The sequence below is a fragment of the Candidatus Peribacteraceae bacterium genome (genome assembly GCA_041661065.1).
GTDB lineage: Bacteria > Patescibacteriota > Gracilibacteria > Peribacterales > Peribacteraceae > CAIKAD01.
Genome location: JBAZVD010000001.1, coordinates 974,968 through 995,310 on the forward strand (window position 1 = coordinate 974,968; position 20,343 = coordinate 995,310).

12 protein-coding genes and 2 rRNA genes are annotated in these 20,343 nt (G+C 58.6%); 3 read left to right on the forward strand and 11 right to left on the reverse strand.

Going from position 1 to position 20,343, the window contains the following annotated elements; translation table 11 throughout:
- Nucleotides 1-73: 73 nt before the first annotated feature.
- Nucleotides 74-2,257: a lysine--tRNA ligase gene (lysS, locus tag WC698_04495; protein MFA6039494.1), complete on the forward strand. Its 2,184-nt coding sequence runs from the start codon at nt 74-76 to the stop codon at nt 2,255-2,257.
- A 20-nt stretch (nt 2,258-2,277) separates the two neighbouring features.
- Here the strand turns inward: lysS and WC698_04500 are convergent, their stop codons facing one another.
- From WC698_04500 to WC698_04525, 6 genes are all read right to left on the reverse strand, one after another.
- A complete protein-coding gene (locus WC698_04500; protein ID MFA6039495.1) occupies nt 2,278-2,448 on the reverse strand; it encodes a hypothetical protein in 171 nt (56 codons plus the stop codon).
- 98 nt (nt 2,449-2,546) lie between these two features.
- Nucleotides 2,547-3,965 (reverse strand): MBL fold metallo-hydrolase, encoded by a 1,419-nt coding sequence (locus tag WC698_04505; GenBank protein MFA6039496.1) that lies wholly within the window; start codon nt 3,963-3,965, stop codon nt 2,547-2,549.
- 113 nt (nt 3,966-4,078) lie between these two features.
- Entirely contained in the window at nt 4,079-4,822 is a 744-nt protein-coding gene (locus tag WC698_04510) for a pseudouridine synthase (protein MFA6039497.1), read from the reverse strand.
- 43 nt (nt 4,823-4,865) lie between these two features.
- A complete protein-coding gene (locus WC698_04515; GenBank protein ID MFA6039498.1) occupies nt 4,866-5,252 on the reverse strand; it encodes a hypothetical protein in 387 nt (128 codons plus the stop codon).
- 116 nt (nt 5,253-5,368) lie between these two features.
- Complete coding sequence (locus WC698_04520) at nt 5,369-6,130, reverse strand: S-layer homology domain-containing protein (protein ID MFA6039499.1); 762 nt, start codon at nt 6,128-6,130, stop codon at nt 5,369-5,371.
- Nucleotides 6,131-6,166: 36 nt separating this feature from the next.
- On the reverse strand, nt 6,167-7,903 hold the full coding sequence (locus WC698_04525) for a sensor histidine kinase (protein MFA6039500.1): 1,737 nt from the start codon (nt 7,901-7,903) through the stop codon (nt 6,167-6,169).
- A 104-nt stretch (nt 7,904-8,007) separates the two neighbouring features.
- Here WC698_04525 and WC698_04530 point away from each other — a divergent pair, with 104 nt between their 5' ends.
- Nucleotides 8,008-9,438, forward strand: coding sequence for a hypothetical protein (locus WC698_04530; GenBank protein ID MFA6039501.1), 1,431 nt, complete (start codon nt 8,008-8,010; stop codon nt 9,436-9,438).
- Between the two features lie 64 nt (nt 9,439-9,502).
- Here WC698_04530 and rrf read toward each other — a convergent pair.
- The 3 genes from rrf to ssb form a co-directional block, all read right to left on the reverse strand.
- Nucleotides 9,503-9,617 (reverse strand): 5S ribosomal RNA (rrf, locus tag WC698_04535).
- A 196-nt stretch (nt 9,618-9,813) separates the two neighbouring features.
- Nucleotides 9,814-14,343 (reverse strand): 23S ribosomal RNA (locus tag WC698_04540).
- Between the two features lie 556 nt (nt 14,344-14,899).
- Nucleotides 14,900-15,283, reverse strand: coding sequence for a single-stranded DNA-binding protein (gene ssb / locus WC698_04545; GenBank protein MFA6039502.1), 384 nt, complete (start codon nt 15,281-15,283; stop codon nt 14,900-14,902).
- 208 nt (nt 15,284-15,491) lie between these two features.
- On the opposite strand from ssb, the gene WC698_04550 reads away from it, so the two are divergent.
- On the forward strand, nt 15,492-15,782 hold the full coding sequence (locus tag WC698_04550; GenBank protein MFA6039503.1) for a hypothetical protein: 291 nt from the start codon (nt 15,492-15,494) through the stop codon (nt 15,780-15,782).
- 38 nt (nt 15,783-15,820) lie between these two features.
- Here the strand turns inward: WC698_04550 and WC698_04555 are convergent, their stop codons facing one another.
- Nucleotides 15,821-16,033: a hypothetical protein gene (locus tag WC698_04555; GenBank protein MFA6039504.1), complete on the reverse strand. Its 213-nt coding sequence runs from the start codon at nt 16,031-16,033 to the stop codon at nt 15,821-15,823.
- Nucleotides 16,034-16,158: 125 nt separating this feature from the next.
- A complete protein-coding gene (locus WC698_04560; protein ID MFA6039505.1) occupies nt 16,159-20,070 on the reverse strand; it encodes a DNA-directed RNA polymerase subunit beta in 3,912 nt (1,303 codons plus the stop codon).
- Nucleotides 20,071-20,343: the final 273 nt, after the last annotated feature.

Below are 20,343 nucleotides of genomic sequence, written 5' to 3' on the forward strand. Positions count from 1 at the left end.
CCCCGTGCTCACGCCTGCGGATACGGCCATCGGACCCTTCAAGTCCTGTACGACTGCGGGTATTCTTCCCTCCATGGACCCCATACGTTTGGAGAAAGCCAAGAAGATCCGTGATGCCGGCGGCACTCCGTACGCCGCTACGTTCCCCCGCACGCACCGCCTCGAAAAGGCGAAGCAAGCGGCGGACGGTACACAGGTGGCCGTGGCCGGCCGGGTGGTGTTGTGGCGCGACATGGGAAAAGTGACGTTCGCGCAGCTGCAGGATTTTTCCGGCAGGATGCAGGTGGCGTTCCGTGTGGACGCCCTGGGGCAGGAGCAGTACGACCGTGCGCTGGCATTGGCGGATTTGGGCGATTTCCTCGGCGTGAAGGGCGAGACGTTCCGCACCAAAACCGGCGAGCAAACCGTCCTGGTGAAGGAATGGACGGTGCTCAGCAAAGCCTTGCGCCAACCCCCGGAAAAATGGCACGGGATCGCGGACCAGGAGACAGCATGGCGCCAGCGCTACCTGGACTTGATGAGCAACCGCGAGACCCTGGACCGCTTCGTCTTCCGCAGCGCGTTCATCCGGAAGCTGCGCGAGTTCTACTGGTCGCGGGACTTCACGGAGGTGGATACGCCCGTCCTCGTGAACGCCGCGTCGGGAGCGCTTGCCGAGCCGTTCTCCACGCACCACAACGCATATGACATGGACGTATACCTGCGCATTGCGCCGGAGACATTCCTCAAGGAGGCGCTGGTGGGCGGGTTCGAGCGCGTGTTCGAGGTGGCGCGCTGTTTCCGTAACGAAGGCTTAGACCCCAGCCACCTCCAGGATTTCACCATGGTGGAGCACTACGCCGCGTACTGGGACTACACCCACAACATGGCCTTCACGGAAGAAATGCTCTCCTCCATCCTCAAAGACCTGCTCGGGAACATGAAGGTGAAGATACCGGACCGGGACGGGAAACTTGTGGAAGTCGACTTTGCCCCCCCCTGGCCGCGCCTCTCCATACGCGAAGCCATCCTCCAACATTCCCAGATCGACTTCGGGGTTTCGGATTCGCGTTCAGCCCTAGTTGATGCCATTAAGTCGAAGGGTATCCGCTTGGATGTGAACATCGATGAGCTGGGCTTCGGAAGTCTGGTGGACCAGCTCTACAAGAAAGTAGCGCGCCCGGGACTGGTGCAGCCGACCTTCATCATCCAGCATCCCATCGAGCTTTCCCCCCTCGCGCGCAGGAACGATGAGAACCCCAAGATCACAGACCGTTTCCAGCTGGTCGTCGGCGGATGGGAAATCGTCAACGCCTATTCCGAACTGATCGATCCCGTGGATCAGGCGCAGCGCTTCGAAGCGCAAGCTTCCGCGCTTGCGCACGGTGATGCCGAAGCACACGGCAAGGACGATGAATACGTGAAAGCGTTGGAATACGGAGCTCCGCCCTGCTCCGGCTGGGGCATGGGCGTGGATAGGATCGTGGCGTTGCTCACGCAACAAGGCAACCTGCGCGACGTGATCCTCTTCCCCTTGATGAAGCCGTTGGGGCAGTCGGAGTTGGCGGACACTATGGGGATCTCGGAGGAAAAGAAACCGAGGAAGCCAAGGAATCCGAAAGAATCTGCCTCCTCGGTTTCCTCGGTTTCTTCGGTTTCCTCCTCTACTCCTATGACCCCCCCTCCTTCGCTCCCTCCCCAATCTTCCACCTACGGCCATCTCCTCCCCGCCGCCCACGGACTCCTCGGCAAGCACGCAGATAAGACCAAGGCGCATTTGATCGCCACGGGAGCGGTGATGGAGGCGCTGGCATCCCGCTTCGGCGGTGATCCGGCGACGTGGAAAGTTGCAGGCATGCTGCACGACTTGGACTGGGACCACCTGGAGAAAGATGCGGAAGCACACTGTGGTACCACGTTGGAACAGATGCTCTCGGAACTCGAATCCCCTGCCGATCTTCTGGCAGATATCCGTTCCCACTATGCGGAGAAGTACGCAGGAGAACACCCTCTCGATTCCCATCTGCGCCGCTGCCTGTATTGCGTGGATGAGCTCACCGGCTTCATCATCGCAGTAACCCTGGTACGTCCTTCCAAGAAGATCGCGGACGTGGAGGTGAAGAGCGTGACGAAGAAAATGAAGGACAAGGCGTTCGCCGCGCAGGTGAACCGCGAGCAGATCAGGAAATGCGAGGAGCTCCTCGGCATTCCCCTCGACGAATTCGTCCAAATAACGCTGGACGCAATGAAGCCTGTGGCGGGGGAAATGGGGCTGTAACCTGTCTCGTTTTGTGCCTCCTACGCCTTCTCCTGTTCCGTCTGTTCCAGGACTGCGGCAGAGTCCCTCCTCGTTTCCTGTACATTCGACTGCAGATCATCATCCCCATAGACGGCTTCCACTGCGGCTAGGTAGCGCTCGTGGGCCACGTCCGGCGAAAGGCATTCGTTGGAAGGTGATGTGGAAACCATGAGGAGGGGGGAAGAGCAAGGAAGCATTGCTCCGTCCTCGGCCATGGTCAACCACCATCCAACAAGGATTGTATAATCCGCGAACTGAAGCGGAAATATCACTGCTTGGCCTCTGCGGGGAGAGCGCCGAGCTCCACCGCCTCCCCCCGTGCGGGCATGGTGATGGGGAGCCCCTTCTGCCGCAGGCGTTCGGCAAACATTTCCATCTCTCCGCGTTCCCCGTGGACGAGGATCACCTGCTTGAGACCGAGAATGGAAGCGACGAAGGCATCCAAATCCGCCATGTCCGCGTGGCCGGAGTAGACGTCGATGGAGACCACTTCGGCCTTCTTGGCATACATCTCGTCGAAGATCTTCACAGAACCGATGGAGGGGTCTATGAGGCGCTTGCCCAGGGTGTTCTCCGCCATGTACCCCACGGCGAGAATGGTGTTGCGGGGATCCTCGATCTCATTGCGGAGATGGTGGCGGATCCGCCCCGCCTCGCACATGCCCGATGCCGCCATGATGACCATGGGGCCGGGGGTGCCGTTGAGCGCCTTGCTCTCTTCCATGCTCTCCGTGTACCGCACGAGCGAGAACTGGAAGGGATTGTGCTGCTTGCCCAGGAACTTCTCGAACATGTCCTTGTCGTAGCACTCGGGGTGCTTCATAAAGACCTCCGTGACGGCGGATGTGAGGGGGGAATCGATGATGATGGGCACGGCCGGTATCCTCTTCTCATCCCACAGAATGTGGAGGTCGTAGACGATCTCCTGCGTACGTTCCAGAGAGAAGGCCGGGATGATCACTTTGCCGCCGCGCTTCGCGGTCTTCGTGATGACGGATTCGAGATGAGCCCTTGCGTGAGCCACATCTTCGTGTTTGCGGCCCCCGTACGTGCTCTCGCAGATGAGGATATCCACTGCCGGCATGGGAGAGGGGTCGCGGAGGATGGGGAGGGCGCTGCGGCCCAGGTCCCCGGTGAATCCCAGGCGTGTCACCTTTCCGTTTTCGGTGATTTCCAGCACGATCATGGCCGCGCCGATAATGTGGCCGGCGTCCAGAAACTGCGCGCGCACGCCCTCCGTCACCTCGAACCATTCGCCGTAGTTCCTGCCCTGGAAGATGCGCATGCACTCCATGGCGTCTTCCTGCGTGTAGAGGGGCCCCTCGGAAGGAAGCATGGATTTGCTCAGCTTCTTGCGGAAGAACTCCTCATCCTTCTCCTGGATGTATCCGCCGTCTTTCAGCATCACCGCAGCCAGGTCCTTGGTGGCGAACGTGCCGATCACGGGGCCGCGGTACCCCCTCTTATAGAGTAAGGGCACGCGCCCCACGTGGTCCATGTGTGCATGCGTGATGAGGACTGCGTCAATCGTGCGCACGTCAAAACCGAACGTGGCGTTCTTCTCCACTGTTTCCCTGCGGTGGCCTTGGAAGAGGCCGCAATCCAAGAGGATCCTCTTCCCGTTGGCTTGCAGCTCATGACAAGAACCGGTGACTTCCTGAGCCGCGCCATGGGGAATGAATTTCATCTGTAGATAATGACGGAAGCTGCGTATACCGTATTTCGTATTGCGTAGTACGTATGAACAGAGACCACAGCCTTATACGTAATACGGGATACGCAATACGTTATACGTACCTATTATAGCCCAACCGAAGCCAAAAGTTGAGCCTTCTCTTGCGACGTGAGCAAGCGGATCTTCCCTTCCTTCAAGAGCGGATCCCGGAGTGTCATGATGCGGATACGCTGCAGATTCTTCACCGTACACCCCACTTTCTCACACATGCGCCTGATCTGCCTGTTTTTGCCTTCCGTCAGGGCTATTCTGAAATTCCGTTTCCCCGTCCGCTCCACCGTCGCCGGCTTGGTCTTTTCCCCCAGGATCATCAGGCCTTCGCGCATCTTCTGCAGCTGCCCGTTGGTGATTTCCTCCTCCGTCTCCACCTCATACTCCTTCTCGTGATCGAACTTGGGATGCGTGAGACGGTAGGCGAGGACCCCGTCGTTCGTGAGGAGGAGGAGCCCGGTGGAATCCTTATCCAAGCGGCCGACGGGGAAAACCTTCCCCTGCAAATTCAGGGGGAGAAGCTCGCGCACGGTGGGGGATCCCGCAGCGTTCCCTCCCGCATGTTTCTTGCCCGGTGATTTCTCAATATTGCTCGTCACAATCCCCCGGGGCTTGTGCATCACGTAGTACAACATCTCCTTGCGCGCCTCCATCACTTCGCCCTTCACCTCGATACGGTCTACTGCGGGATCCGCCTTCTGGCCAAGGATCGCCGGCTTGCCGTTCACCAGTACCAGCCCCTGCAGGATGTACTCCTCGGCCTTGCGGCGGGAAGCGATACCTCTGGCTGAAAGGATTTTCTGAAGACGTTCGAGCATGGAAGAAGAGTGTACCTTATTAGCGATGAGGACGGAGGACCGTTCACATCCACCCCGCTTCATCTTCCGGCACTTTGGTGCGCCGGAACAGCTCGCCCTCAAAGAGCTCCTCAAGCGTCTGGTAGTACGTCATCCTCACCACGTAGATATGTTGCTCCGTCGCTACGGCGATTTTCCGCTTCGTCTCTTCGGTGTCTATCTGCTCTTTCTCTTCCGTAATGATCTGCTCCTTCTCTTCTGCGAAAGACCGCGTCAACCTATCTATGTTTTGGCGTGCATAATCCGCCCATCGGCGAAGCTCGCTCTCTTGCATGGTAAGCGCCTTGTATTCCAACTGGTCGAACATGTGCCGCTCATCGCCCTTCAGAACATCAGCCAGTCCCTTCTCGAACAGGAGATCGGAATCGGCAATGGTGAAGGATTGAGACATAGTGGGATATATTAATATGTTTTGTATATTTGTCAAGTATTGATAATTGGCTTCCTTTCAACGAAAAGGGACTGACAGCATGGTGATATCAAGGACGGATAGCCAGGGGTTTTCCGTCAATTTGCGCTCGACATCTGCCTCTTGGCATCTTCCCGCAGGCGCATGTAGATGATCTTGGCCACCTCCGCGCGGTTGATGGGCGCGTTGGGACGGAATGTATCCAAATCCACGCCCTGCGCCGTGCGGTCCCCGCTCACCACGCCCAGGTACGTGGCGTAGGCAACATCGGCCTCCAGCGGATGGCCGCGTGTGTCGCGGAAACGGGAAACGTACGGAGGGATCTCGTCCCCGAATGCGTCGTGGAGGATGGAGAGCACCTCGGCGCGCTTGGCGGTGCGATTGAGGTTGAGCGCCTTCTCCCCGAAGAGGCGCATGTCTTTCTGCTCGCCGCAGGAGACGTACGCCGACGCCCAGTGCTGGGAAGCGGCGGGGAGGGAGGGGGGCGCCGCGCCGCACGTCTTCTCATCGACCTGCGCGGCCTCGAGCGACATTTTGAGCGCTTCCGCCACCGTCACCTTCTCCGCCGGCCCGAACTTGCCCGTGAGCTCGCCGCCCTTGTCCCTGTACCCCGTCACGATCCCCCACGCGCTCACGGAAGCCACGTACGAGCTGTACCAATCGCTCTCCTGCACATCGGTGAAGGAAGGGCCGGACATGTCGTCCAGCGTCTCCACGAGGTCGCTCAAATCCGCGGCGTGCGTCATCTGCCAGCTCACGAGCTCCCGCTTGAGCTCACCCAGCTCGTCGAATGTCGCCCACGCAAGAGGGACGAAAGCGGCGGAGAGAAGGATGACGGTGGAGACGGACCGGAGACGCATGGTGTGTGTTAGTATTATTATATCACTTATATGTTTTTAGGCAATTCCACTGTTTTCCGCTTGGGGAGGGGCTGCTTGGTATCGGGAGAGGGGGATGCTGTACGTGAACTTGGTTCCCTTCCCCACCAGGGACTCCACGGTGATTTCCCCTTTCTGCAACCGCATGAAGGACCGCGCGATGAAGAGGCCCAGCCCCGTGCTCTCCGTGGATGCCGTGTTGGTCCCTTTGACGCCGGCGCGGGTGAAGAGGTGCGGCAGACGCTCGGGCGGCACGCCTTCGCCCGTATCCGCCACGTCGATGTACCCGTACTGCCCGTCCTTCCGCAACCGCAGGGTGATGCTGCCGCTCTTCGTATGCTTCAGCGCGTTGCTGATGCTGTTGGCCACGGCCTCCGCCATCTTCTCCTTGTCCGCCAGCACCAGGATTTCTTCCTTCTCCCCTTCCCTCACCAGCTTCAATCCCGACCGCTCGATGGGGAGCAGGTAATCCCGCAGCGCGCGATCGGCGACGGCGGCGAGCGGGACCGTTACTGCGCGCACTTCCAGCACGCCGCGGTCCAGGCGGGAGACGTTGAGGATATCGTTGATGAGGACGCCGTTCTGGAAAGCGATATCCTTGAGTTCCTGCAGGCCTTTGCGCAGTTCGTCCCCCAGGGCGCCGTAGTCCCCGTCCAGCATGCTCTCCAGCATCCAGGACATGGATGTCACGGGGGCGCGCAGCTGGTGGGTGACGAAGGACGTGATATCCCTGAGCGTGATGTTCTTGGCGGCGAGTTCCGCATTGAGCAGGGTGATGCGGCGACTGGAACGCGCCAGCGCCAGCACCATGCCGAGCGTGAAGAGCGTGAGAATGACCCCCGCCAGGCTGATGCTCCACTTCACGCGGTTGAGCGGGGCGAAGGCCTCCTCCTTGGGCTGCTGCGCGACCACGGTCCACCGGCTTCCTCCCACGGCCAACGGTTGGAAGGTTGCCATCATCGTCTCCCAACTGATGGGATCCCGGTACTCTTGGGTGAACAGCGTGGAACCGCTGCGGGCAGCTTGGAGGGCTTCCACCCCCGCATACCCTTCCTGGAGGAATTCCCCTTCCGGCAAATCGGGATGGGCGACAACCACCCCCTCCTGGTCCAGAACATACACGTACCCCTGCATCCCCAGGCGGATGCCCTGCAGCCAGCGCTGCACTAGGTCGGTGCGGTACTCCACCACCAGTGCACCCGCCACGCCCCCCGTCTCGTCCAAAACCGGCGCGGCAATGGCAACAACGGGAGCCTTGGAATCGAAGGACTGCAGGTACACGCGGGAGATGTACGGCTTCCATTGGGCGGAGAGCCCGCGGTACCAGTCCGTTTGGGTTTGGCTCTTGCCAAACACGCCGGGCGCCTGGGGATAATCCGCCCATAGGATGCCGTTGCGGTCCGTGACGAACGCGCGGTCGATTTGGGGGTATGCGAGCACTACGGCCTTGAGGCGAGTGCGCATGGCCATGTCATCCTGCACCTGCACGGCCTCCACCGTCCCCGGAACGGAAGCGATGGCATCGGCCAAGTTCACCGTCCGTATGAAGTCCTGCGTGAGGAGCTGCGAGACGTTGGAAGCCGCGGCACGGTTGGCGCTCTCCACCAGATCCCTCACCGAACGCGAAGCAATCTGCAACGAGTAGATGCTGAGGAAAATGATGGGAAGCAGCGCCGCCGCGAAGGGCAAGCCCCACCGCAGGCGCAGCCATGCGGCTTTCGCATACTCCGCCGAACGTGACGCTGGGCGCGGCATTTGGAGTGAGTTTTCCCCTTTCTAAATTGTAATTATACCATATTTTAGTCTTTCTTGCACACTCTGTGTATTTTGGTATATAATAGTCATACAAACACATATTTATGCGTCTCAAGTACCGACAGACCCAACTCCTCATTCTTGGCATTACCCTTGCCTCCGCCGTATCCGGCGCCAGCTTGTTGCTCAAGGCGGAACTCACCGTGGATAGCTACGACACGTACATCAACGCTTCCATCCGTGTGGCTACCGAGACCGCGCAGTTTACCCCATGCCTTCTGCTCACCTTCGAGTGTCCCACGACGAACACCTACTCCCGCACGGATTCCTGCATCATCCATCCGCAGGTGGTGGAATTGGATTGCGGAGACACCCGTTGCTCACAACACACATGCCTCAAGAAGGCGGCGTACTTCCCCGATCCGGAACAACAGTACGGCACTTCCCCCTTCTGCGCCCTCTACCGGCAGTGCGGCACCCTCTCCACCGCCGACTGCACCCCCGGTTCGTATGAACCCATGCTCTGCGAGAGCGAGAGGTGCAAGGACAATAGGACGGATCTTCCCCCTTGCCTCTGGCTCACCCTCCAAAAACCGGAAACCAACGGGGACGGTGACGGTTCGGGGGAAGATGATGGAACCGGGGGTGACAATGATGAGAAGGACGCCTCCTCCCGGTCTTCCTCTTCCGAAGAGGATGGCGGATCCTCCTCTTCTCTTCGACCTCTCCCGGAAGAAAGGAATGCCTCGGGGACCGTACTGTTCCGCTCTTCTTCGTCGTCTTCCCTCCTCCGCTGCACGGCGGGGAGTGAATCTCTCGCCGATGGCACGGTCCGGTGCCTGCCGCCCGTCCTCACGTCTCCGGTGACCGCTCCCGCCCTCCTCCCCACACGCCCGTTGGGCGCCGAGGAACAGAAGGTGTTGGAAGCGGAGCTGCGCAGGAGAATTGAGGAGAAGCTGGTTCCGGAACGGCAAGTGGATGACCGGCTGGAACAGTTGCGCTCCCACGTGGAGGAAGCGACGGAACGCCTCACCCTCGTCGCCTCCTCCCCCACCCTCCCTCCGGAGGCAAAGGAGAAGATCCTCGCCACGGTCACCTGGCTGAGGGATGTACCGCTTGCCGACGACACGTCGTGGGAAGGCTTGCGCACCCAAAAGGAAGCCGTGCAGGCGCATCTGCGGGAAACGAACGCGCTCCTCAAGGAAGTGTATCACCGGACCCCGCAAACGCCTCCCCCCGCACCCAGCCGCCTCCTCACCGCTGCGGACCGCGTCTTCGCTGCCACCCCCCGCATCCTCGCGCTCCTCAAGCAGGAGAATGTGGTTGTGCCCATGACCGCGGCATCCACCTTCGCAGAGGCGAAGGCGCTCTACGCGGGCATCCGCGGGGAGTGCGTGGCAAACGCCAACGCGTGTGACCGCATCGCAGAAACCGTCCCCCGCTTGGAACAGGTGCTCAAAATGCTCAAGGAAGCACTCCGGAGCGCGGACAGGGAGGACTTGCTCCAGAAGATGCAAGAGATGATGCAGGAATGAACGGCGATGAACACACACCAAAAAGCCGCCTGTGGACAAGCGGCTTCATTATCAGAGCACAGGGTCCTGGCACCGACCTACTCTTACGGGCTGTACTGCCAGCTACCATCGGCGCGGACGGGCTTAACTGCCGAGTTCGGAATGGGATCGGGTGTGACCCCGTCGCTACAGGCACCAGGACTCTATGCTCACCCATCATCATGTTCCGGCTTCCCCCGGATCCACGCAAGAAGCGTGGTGCGGGGTTGGGAAGATGATGGGGCTCGATGACGTTGGATCGACTGATCTCTGACGGACCTATGGGTGCTCCATTGGGTCTATACCCAGGGTGTAGCACACGAATAGGACTCTGAGTTATCCGAAGACAATGCAAAAAGAAAAATGTTCAATTGCCCGTTCGTACCACTCGGCTGAACACGTTACCGTGCGTACACCTGTGGCCGATCTAGCCGGTGTTCTTCCGGCGGGCTGATGGAGAAACGCAATCTTAGGAGGGGCTTCCCACTTAGATGCTTTCAGCGGTTATCCCTTCCGAACTTAGCTACCCTGCGATGCCGCTGACGCGACAACAGGTACACCAGAGGTTCGTCCACTCCGGTCCTCTCGTACTAGGAGCAGCTTCCTTCACGTTTCTAAGTGATCACGGTGGATAGAGGCCAAACTGTCTCACGACGTTCTGAACCCAGCTCGCGTACCGCTTTAATTGGCGAACAGCCAAACCCTTGGGACCTTCTCCAGCCCCAGGATGCGATGAGCCGACATCGTACATGTATCCATACTTTCATATGGTGCAGACTATATCTTCACCCTGCTTCCAACCGAAGGTTCTGGATGGAACCATGGCCGGATGTTGATTGCAGGGGGTGGCGTCTTGGCTCGCTAAGCATGAGCGAACCCTCCCCTTTCGGGTCAGTCGTTACGGGGTCACCCCGCATGTGCGGGGGACTTCCCACGGTATTGCCGGTTGGCATGTGCATACTTGGTATGCCCACGAATGCCACTGACGGTTCCACCGTTATAAGCCACGTTGTTGGTGCAGAATTACTCCTGCAGCACCCCGTTGAGGTGCCAAACCGGTTCGTCGCTGTGGGCGCTTGGAACCGATCAGCCTGTTATCCCTAGAGTAACTTTTATCCGTTGAGCGACAACCCACCCACGTGGTAAGAGCAAGATTAATTGCTCAGGTTGCCGGATCACTATCACCGACTTTCGTCCCTGCTCGACCTGTAAGTCTCACAGTCAGGCCCACTTGTGCGATTACACGACCACGCCGATTTCCATCCGGCGCTAGTGGACCATTGCGCGCCTCCGTTACACTTTAGGAGGCAACCGCCCCAGTTAAACTACCCGACAAGCACTGTCCCCCGCTCCGTTTCAGAGACGGGGTGAGATACATCGGAACACAAGGGTGGTATCTCAAGGATGGCTCCACCCCGGCCAAAGCCGGGGCTTCAAAGCCTCCCACCTATCCTGCGCACATAAACCAATGCATCAATGCCAGTGTATAGTAAAGCTTCATAGGGTCTTTTCGTCCTACCGTGATCTACCCGGCATTTGCGCCGGGACTGAAATTTCACCGGACCTCGCGTCGAGACAGTGCCCAGACCGTTATACCATTCGTGCGGGTCGGAACTTCATGTACGGTTCCCGCCGGTGGTGAGCCGGCGACTCTGCTTGGCAGAGCGCACTACCGGAAATGTATTTCGTATTCCGTATTACGTATTACGTATAACTCATACGTAATACTTGATACGTCATACGCGATACGCAACCACGCTGTTTTTTAGTGCATCGCGATTCTGATGCGCCCTGTGTCGCCACAGGGATCGGACTATATCATGAACGAGGATTATGAATGGTGAATTGAGAAGTAAGAATGAAAGCCATTCTTAATTCTTAATTCCTAATTCTAAATTCCTAATTCCTCGTCCCGTCGCGTGTAGTCTCTGAGGAATCTTCTTGGGAAGATGCATATATTGCTTCGATGGCCCTTCTTGAGGTCATAAACATATCCTGAACCACACTAATCGCCCGCTCCAGCTCTCCTTGTTCGAAAGCCTGGCGAAGCATGACTCCTTGAGCATCAAGACTAATTGTGTAGTGTGCAACAGGATGCGGATAGCGTGGATTTCGACTCGCTATCAAACGAAGTAGTCTATCGACTTCTTCGTGACATACCTCAATTAATTCATGTAGTTCTTCTGCAAGTTGGTGAGGGCTTTTCCCAGAAGTTACCTGCTGATTGTCCGCAGAAGATGGATTTTCACCGTTTGCCATAGCGGCAGACGGTACCACTTCATACTCGGATATTCCAGCATATAGCGACGTTAGACACTGATTTTGTACGGTCTGATTCAATAGTTCGCAGAACTCGTTTGGATAAGAAAATTCTTTTGAGCCCGTCCCTCGACTTTCGTCAGGGACATCACATGGTCTCGACATGCGAGACCGCTTATCAAGAATAGAAAATTCCTCAGTGCTGCACCTTGCGATGCATTCGGGCAAGCTTGCCACGGCGTAGTCCCCCAAAGGGACGAAGCCGGGTCGACCACCCGACAAGGAATTTCGCTACCTTAGGACCGTTATAGTTACGGCCGGCGTTCGCCAGGGCTTAGTTTGGAGGCATACACCCCCTCACGTGACCTTCTGGCACTGGCCAGGCATCAGCCCCTATACGTTGCCTTGCGGCTTGGCAGGGACCTGTGTTTTTGATAAACAGTCGCCTGGGCTCTTTTGTTGCAACCCTCTTTCTTGCGAAGGAGGGTAGTCCTTATCCCGAAGTTACGGACGCTTCATTGCCGAGTTCCTTAACGCGAGTTTTCCCGTTCACCTAGGTCTACTCGACCACCCCACCGGTGTTGGTTTGCGGTACGGTCTCACGAGACTCTCAGAGCGATGGTTTTCTTGGAGACAGAATGAGTCGGACTCGACCCCTTACGGAGCCATTCGGGATCGACGCTCAGCTCAAGCGGGGGATTTGCCTCCCGCTCTCAACGCTTTACGTCTTCCACGTGCAGTCAATCACACGTTCCGGTCATCCCATCCCGTCACACCGCTCCTAGAATGCCAGCATCCGTTCTCTCAGGCGTATTCCGTACCATCCTGGATTCGAGGGAGCGATCAGCCTTCAGCTATCAGTGGCCAGTATCGCTACTGACGGCTGACCGCTGGAAGCTGACAGCTTCTCAAGTCCAAAATGGTACGGAACAGAGGTCGGAAAGACTTTCAACTAGCATCCTCTGGCGATTCTCTTGAGGTACAGGAATATTGACCTGTTATCCATCGGCTACGCCTTTCGGCCTGACCTTAGGACCGACTAACCCCACGCCGATTGCCGTTGCGTGGGAAACCTTGGGGATTCGGCGGGCAGGGTTTTCACCTGCCTAGTAGTTACTCATGCCAACATTCTCACTTCCGTCCGCTCCACAGTACCTCGCAGTACTGCTTCACTGCTGGACGGAACGCTCCTCTACTGCGCCCTGCTGCCCGAAGGCACCAGGACACTCACCGCTTCGGTGTACCGTTTAGCCCCGTTGAATATTCGGCGCATCGATGCGTCGACCAGTGAGCTGTTACGCTTTCTTTAAAGGATGGCTGCTTCTAAGCCAACCTCCTGGTTGTCGAAGCACTGACACTACCTTTACCACTGAACGGTACTTTGGGACCTTAGCGAATGATGAGGGTTGTTTCCCTTTCGACGATGGCAGTTCGCTGTCACCGTCTCACTCCCGTCGCCTTTGACGGTAGGTATTCGGAGTTTGTCAGGATTTGGCAGGTCGAGGAGACCCCCGCATCCAAACAGTCGCTCTACCCCCTACCATGCACGACGAGGCTGCCCCTAAAGGCATTTCGAGGAGAACCAGCTATCTCCGGGTTCGGTAAGCTTTTCACTCCCATCCACAAGTCATCCCAACGTCTTGCGATACGTTATGGTGCGGGCCTCCAGCCGCCTTTCGGCGACCTTCACCCTGCTCATGGATAGCTCACCCGGTTTCGGGTCTTGTGCCAGCGATAAACGCCCATTTCGGACTCGCTTTCGCTCCGGCTCCGGCTGATACTGCCTTAGCCATACCACTGGCAACAAAGTCGTTGGCTCATTATGCAAAAGGAACACTGTCACTCTGCTCCACTCTTGGCTCTGTGTAGCTGAGAGCAAACTTCTTAAAACCAAAAGTGGAGCAGAGCTCCAATTCCTTGAACGCATCACATTTCAGAGACTATTTCATCCCCCTTTCGGGGTGCTTTTCACCTTTCCCTCACGGTACTATCCGCTATAGATCTCTGCACCTGATTTAGCCTTGGATGGTGGTCCACCCGGATTCGGGCCGGATTACACGTGTCCGACCTTACTCAGGATCCTCCTACCGCCTTCCACTGTTTCGTCTACGGGGCTATCACCCTCTTTGGCCGCCCTTTCCAGGGACGTTCGCCTACAGTGAAAGTGTCGGATATCGGAGTCCTACAACCCTCGCGTATAAATACGCAAGTTTGGGCTATTCCCTTTTCGCTCGCCACTACTCAGGGAATCTCGGTGTTGATTTCTTTTCCTCCGGTACTGAGATGTTTCAGTTCCCAGAGTGACCTTCCGGCCCCGCTTCTGGCTTCGCCGAACCGTGATGGAGTATCACAGGTCTTGAGAGGGTGGGGCCGAATGAGAAATGCTAAATTGGAAATGCAAAACGATTCATTTCAAATTTTGTATTTAGCATTTCTCATTCCTTTCCCTCAGGTGAAGTCAAAAGTGGGACCGGATCCTAGAACATAACTTCTAGGGGGTTTCCCCATTCGGAGATCTCCGGCTCATAGAGCCTGCCTAGCGGCTGACCGGAGCTTATCGCAGCTGGCTACGTCCTTCGTCGGAGTGCAGAGTCGAGGCATCCATGTGATGCGATGAGTAACATTTTCCTTCCCAGCATTCCTTTCCGAAGGAAAGGGTGCTGGGGTCCTATTCATGTGCTACAACCTGAGTACAGGTTGCAAACATGCTTGCCCCGTAGCGATCCAAAGGATCTGCTATGGGGTGTCCGTGTCCTGGTCTCCAATAGGAGAAGACCGGGACTTGTCCTGTACCGGAATCCGCCGAAGGCGGACGACTGGTACAGGGTTGAAATTCAGTTGATCAAATTTCATCGAGCCGATGATTCCAAGAAACATACGGGCAGGCACCCACCAACTCCTTCCTCCGCCTCTCAAGTGAAAGGCAAGGACACTCTCCCTCTTTGATAGCCGGAATCTCCGGATAAAAAAGAGCGGGTGGCTCACGCACACCCGCAGAATATCGTCTCAAGAGACGAAAATCCTACGAGTGATCGTGCTGCACCATAGAGCGCAGGTATTCTAAAGGAGGATGAGGGGGGGTCAAGGCGAATTGGCGACATTTTCTGTACGGGATGTGCTTTTTAAGCGGAAAAGGGACGGCCGCCTCTCGGCGCCCATTCCCTTATTCCTCTTCTCCCGACCGTCAAGCGGCTTCCACCTCCACCGGGGCCTCTGCGGATTCGATCTTTCCGCCCTTCTTGGCGGAAAGGAGAACCAGGCGGTCCACCACGATTTCCGTGCGGCTCATGGACTCGCCCTGGGGGTTCTCCCAACGGCTGGTGTGGAGGCGGCCCTCCGCATAGAGCGGCGCCCCCTTGCGGATACGCTTCTGGGCAAGCGCGCCCAGCGTGCCGAAGCAGACCAGGCGGTGGTACTCGGGCTCGCTCTTGCGTTCGCCCTTGGCGTCCTTCCACACGTGGCTGGTAGCGAGGCCGATAACACTGATCTCCCGCCCGGCCTTGGTGGCGTGGACCTCGGGATCGCGCGTGGCGTTCCCGAGCAGCGTGACCCTGTTCACGTTGAACATAGAAAAATGGGGTAATGAATAGAAACACCTCCAGGCTAGGACGCACGGAGGGCTAATACAGCGGCTCCTCAAACATTCTTTTTCGTCAATAGTCGTTTTTCCTCTTCAGGAAGGGCTGAAAGAGGTTCCACGGGGGTGTGGAACGCCCCCTGGAACAGGAATTGTATGGTATTTTTGACATTCGCTGCCATCCCTCTACACTTCCCTTATGACACCGAATGCGCCTTCCAACGATCGAACGGATGCACCGAAGCAACTTCTCTCCTTAGCCCGGGGAACACAGGAACAACGGTACATCAACGCCATCCATGCAGAGATGCAATCCCTCTCACCGGAAGTCCGGCAGACGGTGCTGCATGAACTCCGGCAGGTGTTCACGATGGAGGCGGCCTCGGCAAAGAGCAACCGTCTTTCCCATATGCGGAGAATCCTGGCTCTCGTGTGCGCAAGAACGAGGGAACTTGCCGAGCTTCTCGGCGCCCCCACCGACCTGGATTGAACAAGGCAACACTATCCCTAAGCATGTTGATCCCCCCCTTACCCCTGCGTTGATGGGGATGGGAGGATGTCATAGTACGTGCGTAACGCGCTGTGTCGGATCACCGCGATCTGATCGCCCTCTTCGCAATCTTCCGCATTGTAGACAAGAATCTCGATCTCCCCGCCTTCCGGCAGACGCAACTGCATCCGCGCGCCATCGCTTCCTTCTTTCTTCACCACGGTACCTTCGATGAAACCTTCAACGGGCATGGAACGGGGGGGATAGGATGGAAACAGTGTGTCATGCCGCCGCAGCCCGTCAACGAACTCCTCTCGCAGAGGACGGCCCCTCGCGGAGCCGTCCTCTTTTTCAATTCTCATTCGCGCGAAGCGCATCATGCATTCCCCTCCTCCAATTCCTTGCCGGCTTCTTCCAGTTCCTGCTTGGAACCCTCTCCCATCGCATCCACCTCCGCCCCTTCTTCGATGCCGGCACGCACTTCGTCGGAGGTCTCGGTACCCACCTGCTCCAGCTCGGAGATCTTCTCCACATCCACAGTGAGTTCCTCCGCTTCCTCTTCCGCCTCCACGCGCGAGCTCATCTCCACCACTTCCACTTCTTCCTTTTCGATGGTCACCTTCTCCTCGGGCGGAACCTCCTCCTTGAACTTGAGGAGTTCCACCTTGAGGCCCAGCGCTTGGAGTTCCTTGACCAACACGTTGAAGGACTCGGGAATGGAGGGGCGGCGGATCGGCTCGCCTTTGACGATGGACTCGTACGCCTTGCTGCGGCCGATGACGTCGTCAGACTTGATGGTGAGCATTTCCTGCAGCGTGTACGCCGCGCCGTAGGCTTCCAGCGCCCACACTTCCATTTCCCCGAAGCGCTGTCCGCCGTGCTGCGCCTTGCCTCCGAGAGGCTGCTGCGTGACGAGGGAGTACGGCCCCACGCTGCGGGCGTGGATCTTGTCCTCCACGAGGTGGAGCAGTTTCAACATGTACACCATGCCGACCGTGGTCTCATGCGCGAACTTTTCGCCGGTGCGGCCGTCGAAGAGCTGCACCTTGCCGCCCGGGGGAAGGCCGGATGCCTCCAGGAACCCCGTGATCTGCTCGGGGGAAATGCCGTGGAGAGCGGGCGTGGCGATCTTGATGCCCATCTGCTGGCATGCCCAACCCAAGTGCGTCTCCAGGATCTGCCCGATGTTCATACGGGAGGTGACGCCGAGGGGGTTGAGGATGATGTCCACGTGCGTGCCGTCCGCGAGGAACGGCATGTCTTCGCGCGCCACGACGCGGGCGACCACGCCCTTGTTCCCATGGCGGCCGGCCATCTTGTCCCCCACTTGGATCTTGCGGGTCTGCGCCACGAAGACCTTGATTTGCTTGAGAACGCCGGTGGGGAGCTCGTCTCCCTCCGCACGGTCGAACACGTGGACGTCCACCACTTTGCCGCCGGCCCCTCCGGGGAGGCGCAGGGAGCTGTCCTTCACGTCCTTGGCCTTGTCGCCGAAGATCGCCTGCAGGAGGCGTTCCTCCGGGGTCAGTTCCGTTTCGCCCTTGGGCGTGATCTTGCCCACGAGGATATCGCCTTCATGGACGGTGGCGCCGATGCGCACGATGCCATCCGCCCCCAAGTCTTTCAGTTTGGCTTCCCCGACATTGGGGATGTCCCGCGTGACGATCTCGGGACCCAGCTTGGTGTCCCGCACGTCGGTGATGTAACTCTCGATGTGGATGGAATCGAAGTACCCTTCTTCCACCAGGCGGTCGCTGATGATCACCGCATCCTCGAAGTTGTAGCCCTCCCAAGAGAGGTACGCCACGAGCAGGTTCTGCCCCAGCGCCAGCTCCCCGTTCTCCGTCGCCGACCCGTCCGCGAGCGGCTCGCCGCGTCGGACGGTCTGCCCGCGCACCACGCGGGGCCGCATGTTGAAGCACGTCCCCTGGTTGCTGCGGGTGAAGGTGACGAGCTTGTAGGTCTGCTTGCGTCCGGAGCGGTACACCACGGAAATGGACTGGGCGTCCGCGGCCGTCACTTCGCCGTCCTCCTCCGCCAGGAGCGCCTGCCCCGCCGCACGGGCGGCAAGGCCTTCGATGCCGGTACCCACGAGCGGCGCATGCGGCTTGATGAGCGGCACGGCTTGGCGTTGCATGTTCGTTCCCATGGACGCACGGGTGTTGTCGTCATGCTCCAGGAAGGGAATGAGCGACGTGGAGATGGAGAGGATCTGCCGGGGGGAGACGTCCACGTGCGTCACGTCGCGGACGTGCGCCAGGAGCGGCTCGCCCGACTTGCGGGAGGAGACGCGGGTGGTGGGGAACTCCCCGTATTCTGCCAAATCCGTCTGCGCCTGGGCGATGGTGAGGTGGCGCTCCTGTTCCGCATCCACGAAGGTGACCTTGCTCGTGAGGTACGCGCGGACCGGGACGGCGTCCTTCCCTTCCTTCTTGAGGAGAGAGGTGACTTTGCGCGCCAGATCCTTGGTCTTCACCTGTTCCCCCTCCTTCACGATGATCTTGCGGCTCTCCTTGACGGTGATGTCGATGGTGCGGCCGACCAGCTTGTCCGGATCCAAGGGCACCGTGTGCTTGACCTCGCGGTAGGGCGTCTCCAGGAAGCCGTACTCGTTCACGCGCGCGAAGCCCGAGAGGTGAACCACGAGCCCGATGTTGGGGCCTTCCGGCGTGGCGATGGGACAGATGCGGCCATAGTGGCTGGTGTGCACGTCGCGGACGTCGAAGCTCGCGCGCTCGCGCGAGAGTCCTCCGGGGCCCATGGCGGAGAGGCGCCTCTTGTGGGCGAGCTCGGCCAGGGGGTTCGTCTGATCCATGAATTGCGAGAGCTGCGAACTTGCGAAGAACTCGCGCATGGCCGCCGTGATGGGGCGGCAGTTGATGAGCTGCGTGGGAGTGACGGTCTCCAGATCCATGACGGTCATGCGGTCCTTGACGATGCGCTCCGTGCGGACGAGGCCGACGCGGTACTTGTTCTGGACCAGTTCGCCCACGGACCGTACGCGGCGGTTCGAGAGGTGGTCGATGTCATCCGCAATCCCCTGCCCGTTGTTGAGCCGGATGAGTTCGCGGAGGATGGAGACGAAGTCCTTCACCTGGAACACGCGGTGCGTCTCGTCGCTGGGCGTGCTCAGGTCGAAGCGGCGGTTGAGCTTGTAGCGGGCGATGTTGCCCATGTCGTACTTCTTGAAGTCGAAGAAGAGGGAGTCAATGAGCTGCTTGGCGTTCTCGGGCGTGGCCAGGTCGCCGGGGCGGATCTTGCGGTACACGCTCTGGTACGCCTCCTCCACCGTGCGCACGGGATCCTTCTCCATCGTGGTGAGGATGTAATCGTGTTCCGCATCCGTCACGTCCTTGAAGATGTCCATGATCTGCGCGTCCGTGGTGTAGCCGAACACCCGCAGGAGCTGCGTGATGTGGATCTTGCGCTTGCGGTCGATCTTGCAGGTGATGATGCCGCGCCGGTCCGTCTCGATCTCCAGCCACACGCCGCGCTTGGGGATGATCTTGGCCGCGTGGAACTTGGGGTACTCCGGCATCTTGCTGAAGAACACACCAGGGGAACGGACGAGCTGGTGCACCACCACGCGCTCGATGCCGTCCACAATGAACGTGCCGCCCTCGGTCATGAGGGGAATGCTGCCGAGGAAGACATCCTGCTCCTTGATTTCACCCGTCTCCTTGTTGATGAGCTGCACGTGCCCTTTCATGGCGGCCTCGTAGGAGAGGTTCCGGCGGCGGCAGGTGTCCGGGTCGTACTTTGGGGGATCGAAGGTATGGCCCAAAATGCGGAGTTCCATTTTCTTCCCTGAGAAATCGGTGATGGGGGAGATCTCCTCCAGGAGTTCCTTGAGCCCCTCGGTGAGGAACCAGCGGTAACTCTGGATCTGCATCTCGATGAGGGAGGGCACCTCCACTTCCGAATCCTCCTCCACCAGGAACACGCGCCCGTCCTCCAGTTTCTTCGCCTGCAGGTGCTCCGGCAACCCCTGGAAAACGGAAGGGATGCGCCCCAGCATGGGACGCACGTGCGGCACGAGGAGCGGAAGCACGTCGTTCCCCACCTGCATCTGGTATCCGCGCTGCGCGGGCCCCTTCTTGGTCTCCGCAGCCTTAAGGGGGAACTTCTTCACCTCCTTCGCCTTCACGGCGGGGACAGTCTTCTTCTTGATGGAGAAGGATGCCGACTTCGTGGCTTTCTTTGGGGAAGGCTTCTTTGTCACGGCAACCTTCTTCTTCACGGATTTCTTCTGGTGATTCTTCTTCGACGGCTTCTTCTTGCTGGCCATAGCACGGAAAGGGAAAGGGTGGAATGAAGAGAGTGGACGATTGTTTCATTGTTCCATTGCTTCATTGTTCGCAAGCGTCACGTGAGGTATCGCTTCATGAACCTCTGAACATGCTTTGCAGCAATGAAACAATGTAACAAGGGAACAATGCTCTCTACAGAACGAAATACTCCGCGAGGGAGCCCAGAGCACAGCTTTCACAACTCAATCGGAAGCCGCCGTGCGATGTAGGCACAGTGTAGAGGAATGTCCAGAACGGTCAACGGATATTCA

Excerpts from the sequence above, each read along its gene's own strand:
- lysS (MFA6039494.1), top strand. The coding sequence starts at position 74 with ATGGACCCCATACGTTTGGAGAAAGCCAAGAAGATCCGTGATGCCGGC.
- WC698_04500 (MFA6039495.1), bottom strand. The coding sequence starts at position 2,448 with ATGGTTTCCACATCACCTTCCAACGAATGCCTTTCGCCGGACGTGGCC.
- WC698_04505 (MFA6039496.1), bottom strand. The coding sequence starts at position 3,965 with ATGAAATTCATTCCCCATGGCGCGGCTCAGGAAGTCACCGGTTCTTGT.
- WC698_04510 (MFA6039497.1), bottom strand. The coding sequence starts at position 4,822 with ATGCTCGAACGTCTTCAGAAAATCCTTTCAGCCAGAGGTATCGCTTCC.
- WC698_04515 (MFA6039498.1), bottom strand. The coding sequence starts at position 5,252 with ATGTCTCAATCCTTCACCATTGCCGATTCCGATCTCCTGTTCGAGAAG.
- WC698_04520 (MFA6039499.1), bottom strand. The coding sequence starts at position 6,130 with ATGCGTCTCCGGTCCGTCTCCACCGTCATCCTTCTCTCCGCCGCTTTC.
- WC698_04525 (MFA6039500.1), bottom strand. The coding sequence starts at position 7,903 with ATGCCGCGCCCAGCGTCACGTTCGGCGGAGTATGCGAAAGCCGCATGG.
- WC698_04530 (MFA6039501.1), top strand. The coding sequence starts at position 8,008 with ATGCGTCTCAAGTACCGACAGACCCAACTCCTCATTCTTGGCATTACC.
- ssb (MFA6039502.1), bottom strand. The coding sequence starts at position 15,283 with ATGTTCAACGTGAACAGGGTCACGCTGCTCGGGAACGCCACGCGCGAT.
- WC698_04550 (MFA6039503.1), top strand. The coding sequence starts at position 15,492 with ATGACACCGAATGCGCCTTCCAACGATCGAACGGATGCACCGAAGCAA.
- WC698_04555 (MFA6039504.1), bottom strand. The coding sequence starts at position 16,033 with ATGCCCGTTGAAGGTTTCATCGAAGGTACCGTGGTGAAGAAAGAAGGA.
- WC698_04560 (MFA6039505.1), bottom strand. The coding sequence starts at position 20,070 with ATGGCCAGCAAGAAGAAGCCGTCGAAGAAGAATCACCAGAAGAAATCC.